The 11,623-nt window shown below is 62.7% G+C and carries 12 protein-coding genes and 1 pseudogene; 6 read left to right on the forward strand and 7 right to left on the reverse strand.

The genetic code is table 11. The features are described 5' to 3' along the window. Positions 1-89 precede the first annotated feature (89 nt). The gene (gene pth, locus A6V37_RS05460; protein ID WP_064266582.1) at positions 90-692 is read left to right on the forward strand and encodes an aminoacyl-tRNA hydrolase; all 603 of its coding nucleotides are present in this window, start codon (positions 90-92) and stop codon (positions 690-692) included. 73 nt (positions 693-765) lie between these two features. After that, positions 766-1,845, forward strand: a complete 1,080-nt coding sequence (gene hisC, locus A6V37_RS05465; RefSeq protein WP_064266583.1) for a histidinol-phosphate transaminase — start codon at positions 766-768, stop codon at positions 1,843-1,845. Between the two features lie 84 nt (positions 1,846-1,929). Here the strand turns inward: hisC and A6V37_RS05470 are convergent, their stop codons facing one another. The 3 genes from A6V37_RS05470 to rsmD form a co-directional block, all read right to left on the reverse strand. Continuing rightward, positions 1,930-2,187, reverse strand: coding sequence for a YfhL family 4Fe-4S dicluster ferredoxin (locus A6V37_RS05470; protein ID WP_064266587.1), 258 nt, complete (start codon positions 2,185-2,187; stop codon positions 1,930-1,932). A gap of 63 nt (positions 2,188-2,250) precedes the next feature. Next, a complete protein-coding gene (gene coaD, locus A6V37_RS05475) occupies positions 2,251-2,766 on the reverse strand; it encodes a pantetheine-phosphate adenylyltransferase (protein ID WP_064266589.1) in 516 nt (171 codons plus the stop codon). Between the two features lie 114 nt (positions 2,767-2,880). Beyond that, entirely contained in the window at positions 2,881-3,495 is a 615-nt protein-coding gene (rsmD, locus tag A6V37_RS05480; protein ID WP_064266591.1) for a 16S rRNA (guanine(966)-N(2))-methyltransferase RsmD, read from the reverse strand. Between the two features lie 239 nt (positions 3,496-3,734). On the opposite strand from rsmD, the gene ftsY reads away from it, so the two are divergent. Then, positions 3,735-4,904 (forward strand): signal recognition particle-docking protein FtsY, encoded by a 1,170-nt coding sequence (gene ftsY / locus A6V37_RS05485; RefSeq protein WP_064285837.1) that lies wholly within the window; start codon positions 3,735-3,737, stop codon positions 4,902-4,904. Positions 4,905-4,995: 91 nt separating this feature from the next. Here the strand turns inward: ftsY and maiA are convergent, their stop codons facing one another. Then, entirely contained in the window at positions 4,996-5,640 is a 645-nt protein-coding gene (maiA, locus tag A6V37_RS05490) for a maleylacetoacetate isomerase (RefSeq protein WP_064266595.1), read from the reverse strand. 25 nt (positions 5,641-5,665) lie between these two features. Continuing rightward, positions 5,666-6,364, reverse strand: a complete 699-nt coding sequence (locus A6V37_RS05495) for a fumarylacetoacetate hydrolase family protein (RefSeq protein WP_064266597.1) — start codon at positions 6,362-6,364, stop codon at positions 5,666-5,668. A gap of 226 nt (positions 6,365-6,590) precedes the next feature. On the opposite strand from A6V37_RS05495, the gene ybiB reads away from it, so the two are divergent. After that, positions 6,591-7,559, forward strand: a complete 969-nt coding sequence (gene ybiB, locus A6V37_RS05500) for a DNA-binding protein YbiB (RefSeq protein WP_064266599.1) — start codon at positions 6,591-6,593, stop codon at positions 7,557-7,559. A gap of 287 nt (positions 7,560-7,846) precedes the next feature. Beyond that, positions 7,847-8,869, forward strand: a pseudogene (locus A6V37_RS05505) (2-isopropylmalate synthase); the annotation flags it as partial. 175 nt (positions 8,870-9,044) lie between these two features. Here the strand turns inward: A6V37_RS05505 and A6V37_RS05510 are convergent. Continuing rightward, positions 9,045-9,428, reverse strand: a complete 384-nt coding sequence (locus A6V37_RS05510) for a nuclear transport factor 2 family protein (RefSeq protein ID WP_064266603.1) — start codon at positions 9,426-9,428, stop codon at positions 9,045-9,047. A 43-nt stretch (positions 9,429-9,471) separates the two neighbouring features. Beyond that, the gene (locus A6V37_RS05515) at positions 9,472-10,035 is read right to left on the reverse strand and encodes an acyloxyacyl hydrolase (protein WP_064266604.1); all 564 of its coding nucleotides are present in this window, start codon (positions 10,033-10,035) and stop codon (positions 9,472-9,474) included. A gap of 364 nt (positions 10,036-10,399) precedes the next feature. Here A6V37_RS05515 and rpoH point away from each other — a divergent pair, with 364 nt between their 5' ends. After that, positions 10,400-11,335, forward strand: coding sequence for an RNA polymerase sigma factor RpoH (gene rpoH, locus A6V37_RS05520; RefSeq protein WP_064266606.1), 936 nt, complete (start codon positions 10,400-10,402; stop codon positions 11,333-11,335). Positions 11,336-11,623 lie beyond the last annotated feature (288 nt).

Here is an 11,623-nt window from a genome sequence, read left to right on the forward strand (position 1 = left end):
ACCCGCCGAGGTTCGCCCCGGCGGGTTTTTTTTCGGTTTTTTTCGGCTCGGCCGTGTTCGGATGGCGGGCCAGATGGACCTACGCAATCATGATCAAGCTGATCGTCGGGCTCGGCAATCCGGGCGCCGAATACACTGCGACGCGTCACAACGCCGGCTTCTGGCTGGTCGATCAACTGGCACGCGAAGCAGGTACGACGCTGCGCGATGAGCGGCGTTTCCATGGTTTCTACGCGAAGGCGCGTCTTCATGGTGAGGAAGTGCATCTGCTGGAGCCGCAGACCTATATGAACCGCTCGGGTCAATCGGTCGTCGCGGTCGCGCAGTTCTTCAAGATTCTTCCCGACGAAATCCTCGTCGCGCACGATGAACTCGATATGCCGCCAGGCAGTGTCAAGTTGAAACTCGGCGGCGGCAGCGGTGGTCACAACGGTCTCAAGGACATCACCGCGCATCTGTCGTCGCAGCAGTATTGGCGGCTGCGGATTGGGATCGGTCATCCGCGCGACCTGATTCCTGAAAGCGCGCGCGCCGGCGCCAAGCCGGATGTCGCCAACTACGTGCTGAAACCGCCGCGGCGGGAAGAGCAGGACGTGATCGATGCGTCGATCGAACGGGCGCTCGCGGTCATGCCGCAGATCACCAAGGGCGAGCTTGAACGCGCGATGATGCAGTTGCATCGCAATCAGTAGGCGGTCCGCGCGAGTCAGTATCGCCCCGTATCGCCAACGACAGTAACTATCCTGCATGGGACTGGAGAATCGCTTGAGCCGCTATTGGAGTGACATCGTTCATCGTCTGACGCCGTATGTGCCGGGCGAGCAGCCCGCGCTAGCACATCCGGTGAAGCTGAATACCAACGAGAATCCCTATCCGCCGTCGCCGCGCGTGCTCGAGGCGATCCAGCGGGAACTGGGCGACATGGCCGAATCGTTGCGGCGCTATCCCGATCCGACCGCGCGGAAACTGCGCGAAACGGTCGCCGCTTACCACGGAATTCGCGCCGAGCAGATCTTCGCGGGCAACGGCTCGGACGAAGTGCTCGCACTTACGTTCCAGGCCTTGCTCAAGCACGACAAGCCCTTGCTGTTTCCGGATATCACGTACAGCTTCTATCCGACCTACGCGCGGCTCTTCGAAATCGACTACCGGACCATTCCGCTCGACGACAGCTTCGCCATCAACGTCGATGACTACACGTCACCGAACGGCGCGATCCTGTTCCCGAACCCGAACGCACCGACCGGCCGACCGCTGCCGCTCGCCGACATCGAGCGCCTGGTGGCAGCCAATACCGGATCCGTGGTCGTGATCGACGAGGCCTACGTGGATTTCGGCGCGGAATCGGCGATTAGCCTGATCGAACGGTATCCCAATCTGCTGGTGGTTCAGACGGTATCGAAGTCGCGCTCGCTGGCGGGCATGCGCGTCGGTTTCGCGTTCGGCCACCCGGATCTGATCGACGCGTTGAATCGCGTAAAGGACAGCTTCAACTCCTATCCGCTCGACCGCCTCGCGCAAGTTGCCGCCACGGCCGCGTACGAAGACGATGCATGGTTTCGCGACACATGCGCCAAGGTGGTGGCGAGCCGCGAGCGGCTGGCCGCGGGGCTCACGGCGCTCGGTTTCGAGGTGGTGCCGTCGACCGCGAATCTGCTGTTCGCGCGCCACGAAGGCTACGATGCCGCCACGCTCGTGTCGCGGCTAAGGGAAAAGGAGATTTTCGTGCGGCACTTCAAGGCGCCGCGAATCGACCAGCATCTGCGCATCTCCGTCGGCACCGACGCCGAATGCGACATGCTGCTGGAGGCGTTGCGCGATATCTTCAGCGGGTACGTCGGCTGACACCGCGTGCCACGCAAAAAGTTTGCCGCACAAAGAAAACGGCGAGGCCAAGGCCTCGCCGTTTTTCCATCCACACACCGTATCTCACGCGCCCTTCGCCGCCTGCAGCGCGTGGTACTTCGCCATCAACCCTTCCGGCGTCTCCAGGTGCTCCGGATCGCGCGGAATGCATTCGACCGGGCACACCTGAATACACTGCGGTTCGTCGAAATGACCGACGCACTCGGTACATTTCTTGGGGTCGATGACGTAGATTTCCGGGCCCATCGAAATTGCGTCGTTCGGGCACTCGGGCTCGCATACGTCGCAATTGATGCACTCGTCGGTAATCATCAAGGCCATACTTCTCTCACTTCACGCCGGCCGCGGCCAGCTTTGATCCGTCAATCCTACAGTTTACGCCGGTTACGGCTGGGCCGCCGAAGCACCGTTGCTTGCGTCCATTGATGCAACCTTTTCCACCAGCCATTTCTCGACCGACGGGAATACAAATTTGCTGACGTCGCCGCCGAGTTGCGCGATTTCGCGCACGATGGTGCCCGAGATGAACTGGTACTGATCGGACGGTGTCATGAACATGGTTTCGACGTCCGGCAGCAGATAGCGGTTCATGCCGGCCATCTGGAACTCATATTCGAAGTCGGACACGGCGCGCAGGCCACGTACGATCACCCGGGCGTTATTGGTTCGCACGAAGTCCTTGAGCAGCCCCTTGAAGCTCATGACCTGAACGTTCGGATAGTGCCCTAGCACTTCGTGAGCGATGTCGAGACGCTCCTCGAGCGTGAAAAACGGCTTCTTGTTGCGACTGTCGGCAACGCCCACCACCAGCGTGTCGAAAATGCTCGACGCGCGCCGAACGAGGTCTTCGTGACCGCGCGTCAGCGGATCGAACGTGCCCGGGTACACGGCGACTACCATGAGACTTCTCCTCTCTTCAGACAAAAGGGCACGTCAAAGCGTCCACGCGACGCATTTGGCACCGGCCGCGCGCGTGACGGCAAACCGCCCGGCGCTTGCGTTTTGGAACGCGCATTATTCCTTATTTTCGCGTTGCAGCAAATGAAAGTGGACAGCGCCCGCTTTACCTTGCCGCACGATTTCCCACCCGGCAAGCGTCTCGTTGCAATCGAGCTCGAGCGCCTCACCGGCTTCCACATACAGAAAACCGTCGGCACTCACGAGCGGCACGGTCAGCGTGAGCGCCTTGCCGAGCAGATCGCCGTCGAACGGCGGATCGAGAAACACCACGTCGAACGATCCGGGCGCGAGACTTGCGGCGAGGCGCAAACCGTCTGCTTCAGCGATTTCGATCGTGCGCGCCGACAGCCGTTCCTGATTCGCGCGCAGCTGGCCGGCGGCTCGCGCGTTGCGCTCCACCATCACCACCCGCGCCGCGCCGCGCGAGGCCGCCTCGAAGCCCAGCGCACCGCTGCCGGCGAACAGATCGAGACAGCGCAGGCCATCCAGACGCTGGCCGAGCCAGTTGAAAAGCGTCTCACGCACGCGGTCAGGCGTGGGGCGCAGGCCGTCGAGGTCGAGCACGGGCAAGGGCGTGCGCTTCCAGTCGCCGCCAATGATGCGGATGGCGTGCGGCTTGCCGCCCTTGGACGAAGCGCCGTGGGCGCGGGATGGTGCGGAACGGGGCATGCAGTTTCGATTACGTGATGAAGGCGCCCGCCACGTCGAGCGGCGGATCGGAGCGCCAACGTTACCACAGCAACGCCCTGCGTCCAGCCTGGTCGATCGGCCAATACGACGGGCGGCGGCGCGCCTGATAAAATGTGCGGCTGCCAGCGCCTTGCATCCCGCATCGCAACGCTGCCTGCCGCTCCCGCCGGCCCTGTGCCGGCTGCGCGCCTCAGCGCGCGCTCTCACCACGCCAGATCATGTTCAGCTTTTTCAAACGATTCAAGGGTTCGAAAGAGTCCGAAAACGCGCCGGAAGCGTCGCAGTCAGCGCCGGAAGGCTCAACACCCGAGCGCGCCGCACAGCCGCCCGCAGAGCCTGCCACGCCGCCTGCGTCGCGCCCGGCGGCCACGCCGGCCAGCGTCGAGGCGCCGCTTCCTGCTGCGCAGTTCGCCACCGACCCCGAGCCGGAATACACCGCGCTCGAAACCGTCGAGATCGTCCCGCCGCCATTGCCGGACGCGGGCGCGAAGCGCTCGTGGCTGACGCGCCTGAAAACCGGTCTTTCCAAGACGAGTTCGAGCCTGACCGGTATTTTCGTCGGCACGAAGATCGACGAGGACCTGTACGAAGAACTCGAGACCGCGCTGCTTATGTCTGACGCGGGGGTCGACGCCACCGAATTCCTGCTCGAAGCGCTGCGCGAAAAAGTGCGCGCCGAACGCCTCAGCGAGCCGCAACAGGTTAAAACGGCGCTGCGCACGCTGCTCATTGATCTGCTCAAGCCGCTGGAAAAGTCGCTCATGCTCGGCCGCGCACAGCCGCTCGTGATGATGATCGCCGGCGTCAACGGCGCGGGCAAAACCACCAGCATCGGCAAGCTCGCCAAGCATCTGCAAAGTTTCGATCAATCCGTGCTGCTGGCCGCGGGCGACACGTTCCGCGCCGCCGCGCGCGAGCAACTGGCCATCTGGGGCCAGCGCAACAACGTGACGGTGGTGTCGCAGGAAAGCGGCGATCCGGCGGCGGTGATCTTCGACGCGGTCGGCGCCGCGCGTGCCCGCAAGATCGACGTGATGATGGCTGACACGGCCGGCCGTTTGCCGACCCAGCTGCATCTCATGGAAGAACTGCGCAAGGTCAAGCGCGTGATCGGCAAGGCCCACGACGGCGCACCGCACGAGGTGCTGCTGGTAATCGACGCCAACACCGGCCAGAACGCACTCTCGCAGGTGAAGGCATTCGACGACGCGCTCGGCCTCACCGGCCTGATCGTCACCAAGCTCGACGGCACGGCGAAGGGCGGCATTCACGCGGCGATCGCGCGGCAGCGTCCGATCCCGGTGTACTTCATCGGCGTCGGCGAGAAGGTCGAAGACTTGCAGCCGTTCAGCGCGGAAGAATTTTCGGACGCACTGCTGGGTGGTTGAACGCGGCGGCGTGCGCCGTTGCACCAGTAAAAAGGGCACCCCACGGAGTGCCCTTTTTTTATGACGTCACGACAACTGCCCGCTCATTCAATCATTCAGCGTCGGGCTGCGCGCCAGGCGCCGCGCGGGCGAACGCGTCGAGCTGCATCGCGTGATCGTAGATACGCTGAATGGTCGGAAACCTCGCCGTGTCGACCTTGAAGCGCTGCGCGTTGAACACCTGAGGAATCAGACACGCATCGGCGAGCGTCGGCGTGTCGTGGTAACACAGCTTGCCGGTGCGCGAATCGCCGGCCAGATGCTGCTCGAGCGTCGCGAAACCCGCTTCCACCCAATGCCGGTACCAAGCATCCTTCGCGTCGTCGTCGACACACAAAGTGTGCTTCAGATACTTCAGCACGCGCAGGTTGTTCAGCGGGTGGATCTCGCACGCCACCTGCAACGCCAATGACCGCACATGCGCGCGATCAACCGGCGTCGCGGGCAATAGCGGCGGCTCGGGATGCGTCTCTTCCAGATATTCGATGATCGCGAGCGACTGCGGCATCACGTCATGACCATCGACGAAGGTCGGCACAATGCCGTCCAGATTCACCTTGCGGTATTCCGGCTTCAGCTGCTCGCCGCCGTCGCGCACGAGGTGCACCGGGACGTAGTCGTACGGCAGGTTCTTCAGATTCAGCGCGATACGCACACGATAGGACGCCGAGCTACGGAAATAACTGTAGAGCTTCATGTTGTCTGTCTCCCCCAACCGGCGCTCAGACGACGCGCACGCTGAGCTCATCGAGTCCGTCCACGCCGCCCTTCATCAGATCGCCCTTCACCACGGCGCCGACGCCTTCCGGCGTGCCGGTGAAAATCAGATCGCCCGGTTGCAGCTCGAACAAGGTCGACAGGTAAGCAATCGTCTCCGCCACTGACCAGATCAGTTGCGACACATCCGAGCGCTGCTTGTCCTCGCCGTTTACCGACAGCCAGATCGCGCCCTTGCCGACATGCCCCACCGTGGCCGCCGGATGAATCGGGCCGAGCGGCGCCGAGTGATCGAAGCCCTTGGCGGTATCCCACGGACGGCCCAGCTTCTTCGCTTCGGCCTGCAAATCGCGGCGCGTCATGTCGAGACCGAGCGCGTAGCCGTAGACGTGGTCGAGCGCGCTCGCGACGGGAATATTCTTACCGCCCTTGCCGATCGCCGCCACCATTTCCATCTCGAAGTGGACGTTGTTCGACAGCGCCGGATAGGGGAATTCGCCGGTCTCGCCGGGCGCGACATACAGCACGGCGTCGGCCGGCTTGGCGAAGAAGAACGGCGGCTCGCGGTCAGGGTCGTGCCCCATCTCGCGCGCGTGCGCCTCGTAGTTGCGGCCCACACAGTAGATGCGGCGCACCGCGAACTTCTCGCCGGACCCCACGACCGGCACCGCGACCACCGGTGCGGGTGCGAATACGTAACTCATCCCGTTCTCCGTTCTTTGATTAGTGCCGCAAGCGGCGATAAAACGTTGAGTGTAACGCGCGGCAAAGCGCCGCGTACGGCACACCGGCATGGCGCGCCGAGGCCGGCGCCGCGAGCGCGAGGTCTCACCGGATCACCATAGATGCGATACTCACACTGAATCGCGTCCTTTGAATAGCATGGCCGGCCGCTTCATAGCGGCACGCCACCCCGCCCCATTGCGCCCCATGACCAACGCCGACATCGCCAATCCCTTCCCCTGCGCCCGTTTCATCAAGGAAATCGGCCGCGGCCCGAATGGCGCGCGCGCGCTGACGGCCGACGACACACGCACGCTCTACACCGCCATGCTCGACGGCCGCGTGGCGGAGCTCGAATTGGGCGCGGTGCTCCTCGCTTACCGCGTGAAGGGCGAAACCGCCGACGAACTCGCCGCGATGCTGGCCGGCGCCCATGCCTCGTTCGAGCCGGTTCATGTGCCGCACAGCACGTTCCGGCCCGTGTCGATACCAAGCTACAACGGCGCGCGCAAACAGCCCAACCTGGTGCCGCTGCTGGCCCTGCTGCTGGCGCGCGAGGGCGTGCCGGTGCTGGTGCATGGTGTGACCGAAGATCCGGGCCGCGTGACGAGCGCGGAAATCTTTACGCATCTGCAGCTTGCGCACGCACGCTCGCATGCGGATATCGAAGATGGCCTTGCCGAACAGCGAGTGGCGTTCGCGCCGATCAACGTCCTCGCGCCGAAGCTCGCGCGCCTTCTCGCGCTGCGCCAGCGCATGGGCGTGCGCAATTCGACGCACACCCTCGTGAAGATCCTGCAGCCGTTTGCGCCCTTGGGATTGCGTCTCGTGAACTACACCCACCCGCCGTATCGCGACAGCCTCACGCAACTGTTCAATACACATCCGGACGCGGCCGCCGGCGGTGCCCTGCTGGCGCGCGGCACCGAAGGAGAAGCGGTGGCCGACACGCGGCGTCAGGTGCAGATCGACTGGTTGCACGAGGGCATCTGCGAAACGCTCGTGCCGCACGAACGCTCGTCGCCCGATGCGCCGGAAGTCGACTTGCCCGAAGCGAAGGACGCGCCGACCACGGCCGCCTGGATCGCTGCCGTGCTGCGCGGCGAAGCGCCGGTGCCGAGCGCGATCGAGCGGCAGGTCGCGTTGATCGTCGACGTCGCGAGAACGGCGGCTTGATAACCGCGGGTTGACACGCTGCAGCATGCCGTCTTACATTAGACCCATGCGTTCCCTTCCGAACACCCTCCGAGTTACCTCCGGCCGCCTAGCGCGGCCCCTATCGCTACGTCTAGCGTAAGTCAGGCGTAGCGCCGCGCGCAGGCAACCTCAGTTGCTCAAAGCGTGGTCCTCCAGGCAGTTCCGCTGTTCCCGCATCACCTCCTAAGCGTAGTTCCTCACAACCTGTAAGCGTCTGCATTCGTCCGTTTACCAAGCGGGCGAAACGACGAACGAGGCACCTTATTATGTTGCGCAACCCCGCAGACAAATATCGCCCCTTCCCTGCTGTGCGCCTGACCGGCCGCAAGTGGCCGAGCCGCACGATCAACCAGGCGCCGGTCTGGATGAGCACCGATCTGCGCGACGGCAATCAGGCCCTGATCGAGCCGATGGACGCCGCGCAAAAGCTTGAATTCTTCGAGATGCTCGTCTCGGTCGGCTTCAAGGAAATCGAGGTCGGCTTTCCGTCGGCGTCGCAGGCGGATTTCGATTTTGTCCGCAAGCTGATCGAAGAACAGCGCATTCCCGATGACGTCACCATCGAGGTGTTCGTGCCGTCCCGTGCCGAGTTGATCGCGCGCACGTTCGAGGCGCTCGAAGGCGCGCCGCGCGCCATCGTGCACCTGTACAACGCGATCTGCCCGTCGTTTCGCCGGATCGTCTTCAACCAGTCGAAGGCCGGGATCAAGGCGCTGGCCGTGGAAGGCACGCGACTCATCAAGGAGCACGCGCAGGCGCGGCCTGGCACCCACTGGACGTTCCAGTACTCGCCCGAAACGTTCAACGCCACCGAGCTGCCGTTCTCACGCGAAGTGTGCGACGCCGTGGCGCAGACGTGGCGGCCCACGCGCGAGCACAAGATGATCATCAACCTGCCGGCGAGCGTGGAGGCGGCGACGCCGAATGTGTTCGCCGACCAGATCGAATGGATGGATCGCAATCTCGGCTTTCGCGACAGCATCGTGTTGTCGGTGCATCCGCATAACGATCGCGGTACGGCCGTGGCCGCCGCAGAACTGGCAATGCTTGCGGGCGCGGATCGCGTTGAAGGGTGTCTGTTCGGCAACGGCGAGCGCACCGGCAACGTCGATCTCGTCACGCTGGCGATGAACCTGGACGCGCAAGGCATCCAAACCGGCCTCGATTTCTCCGGCATCGCTGAGGTGCGCCGCGTCGTGGAGCGCTGCAATCAGCTGCCGGTGCATCCCCGCCATCCGTATGCGGGCGATGCGGCACTGCGGGCGGCAAGCGTCGAACGACACGACGCCACCATGCACGAAGACCGTGGGGCCACGGCCGGTTCGGCGAATCACACGGAGTGGATGGGCGTAGATAGGGAGAGTGTCACGGCTTGAGCGTCAGGCACGAGCGCGTCAACCGCGCGCTCGCGACAGCCGGCCGCTCACAAGGCGCAGCCGGCCCGCCGGAGTGGGCCCACAAGGCTCACTCGATTGCGCAACGGGTTGCCTGCCAGGCGATCAGGCGCCACCGCCCGTCTTCCTGCACATGGATTGCCGTGTAGGCAATCGGAAACAGCAGCGCGCCGTTATTCGCTTCCATTTCGATCAGTGCGCGGCCGGTCACGACGCATGTCTCGCGCCCCACCGGCAACACGTCTTGCGACTGTATTTCGATCTGGCGATAGCGGCGGCGCCCCGCAGTGATTCCGTCGATGAACTGCCGCTTCGTTTCTCGCTTGCCGTTCGTGTGAACATAGCTCACGTTGTCGGCGAGCAGCGTGTCGAGCGATTGCCCGTCACCCTCGACCATCGCACGAAAACGCTCTCGCTCCAGTCCTCGAATCGCCTCGATTATCTTTGCCACCATCGCTCAGCCCCTCGCACCGGTGAGCCTTACGTGGCCACGGTCGTCAGAAGTTATATTGCAGATATAGCTGGTGGAAATTTATACCAGGATTCGGCTCTTTGATACCGCCGTCTGAAATATGCTGGAAGCGGTAGCCTGCTTGGTACTGCTGGCGGCTACCGAACTGTAGCCCCACACCGGCCATCTCGGTGAACTGGAACGCCGTGCCCAACGTGAAGGTCGAAGATATCCGGGGACTCGTCAGCACGCGGATGCCCGAGCCCAATTCGGCATACGGGCGAATCAGACCCGACCCCTTGATGAATCGGATAAGCGGCGTGACTCCAAACTCGCCGATGTTGTCGTGGACGTTGCCTTCGTTGGTATGCCACCAGGACGCGTTGGCTTCGCCGATCAGCGCGAAGTGCCAATCACCGATCTGCCACCAGGTCAGCCCCGGATCCCAGACCAGACTAAGATCGAGTTTTTTGACGTGGCGATCGCCAAAACCGGCGCCCACCTGCATCCCAAATTGATCCGCGGAAGCCAGCCCCGACGCCCCGACTAGCAGAACAACTGCCGCGCCTTTTAGAGCCAGATCACGCCAAACACTCTTTTTGTTGTTCATCTAACACCCGAGCTTCGCCGAACGTTGAACAATTTGTAAAAAGTTTGTTCATTCTAAAGTGTTTTTTTGTTCGTCGTATTGTATGAATAATTGATACCTCTCCGCAATTAGTCACCTCCATACCCGGAAATATAGGTTACTTATAAGCAAGAAACTGGCTTACTAGGGTAATCCTGCGCCCAAGATATGCGCACTGGCGAACACTCCCCATGGCTATCGAAACACGAATTTCAATAGAAATTTGCGGAACTCGGATGCCCCTACATCCTCTAAGTATTAGCACTCGGCAATTCAGAGTGCTAACATCCATCGCTGGAGTCGTTACCTGAATAAGCTTTTGTCTGATTCCAAAGGAGTTTCCTTCGTGAGCCATGCTATGACCCTTCCGAGTACTTTGAGCCAGTCGTCGGCTAAGGCCGCTTCGGCAGGTGCACTGGCGCTCTCGCATTCCTCGCTGCTGCCCGGTCAACTGGGCAATATCGACGCCTACATCCAGGCCGTCAACCGGATTCCGATGCTGACGTCGGCGGAAGAACGCCAGTTCGCCACCGAATTTCGCGAGCACGACAACCTCGAGTCGGCGCGCCGCTTGGTCCTGTCGCACCTGCGGCTGGTCGTGTCGATCGCGCGCAACTATCTCGGGTATGGGTTGCCGCACGCCGACCTGATTCAGGAAGGCAATATCGGCCTGATGAAGGCCGTGAAGCGCTTCGACCCCGAGCAGAACGTGCGCCTCGTGTCGTACGCCATGCATTGGATCAAGGCTGAGATTCACGAATACATTCTGCGCAACTGGCGCATGGTGAAGGTCGCCACCACCAAAGCGCAGCGCAAGCTGTTCTTTAACCTGCGCAGCCACAAACAGGGGCTGGGCGCGTTCACGCCGGACGAGATCGAAGGTCTCGCCAAAGAGCTGAACGTGAAGCGCGAAGAAGTCGCTGAAATGGAAACGCGTCTGTCCGGCGGCGACATCGCGCTGGAGGGCCAGGTCGAAGACGGCGAAGAGTCGTACGCGCCGATCGCCTATCTGGCCGATTCGCATAGCGAACCGACCGCCGTGCTGGCGTCGCGCCAACGCGACAAGCTGCAAAGCGACGGCATCGCCAGCGCGCTGGACGCACTCGACGCCCGCAGCCGTCGCATCATCGAGGCACGCTGGCTGAAGGTGGAAGACGACGGCTCGGGCGGCTCGACGCTGCATGAACTGGCCGACGAGTTCGGCGTCTCGGCCGAGCGGATTCGCCAGATCGAGGCGAGCGCCATGAAAAAAATGCGCGGCGCACTGATCGAGTACGCATAAGGCCTGAGAAGCGTTTAACAAGCCGGTTCGCCTGGCTTGCTCGATCCAGCCGCACAGCCCCGCCCTCGCAAGAAGGCGGGGCTTTTTTTCGCCCTCGCGGCGGCGCATTCGCGCACGCGCACCCTCACTCGGGAACACGCCCGTGCGACACGCGTTTCTTGACGTATCACAAACCAGATAGCAATACTGCTCAGACCGAGCAGGGTTCGCGACCCAATGCCGCAGCACTGAACTCCTACGCGCGGGTGCTCTGCTCTTAATATCGGGGTGCACTTACCAGACCGTTCG

Source organism: Paraburkholderia ginsengiterrae, from assembly GCF_001645125.1.
Taxonomy (GTDB): Bacteria; Pseudomonadota; Gammaproteobacteria; order Burkholderiales; family Burkholderiaceae; genus Paraburkholderia; species Paraburkholderia ginsengiterrae.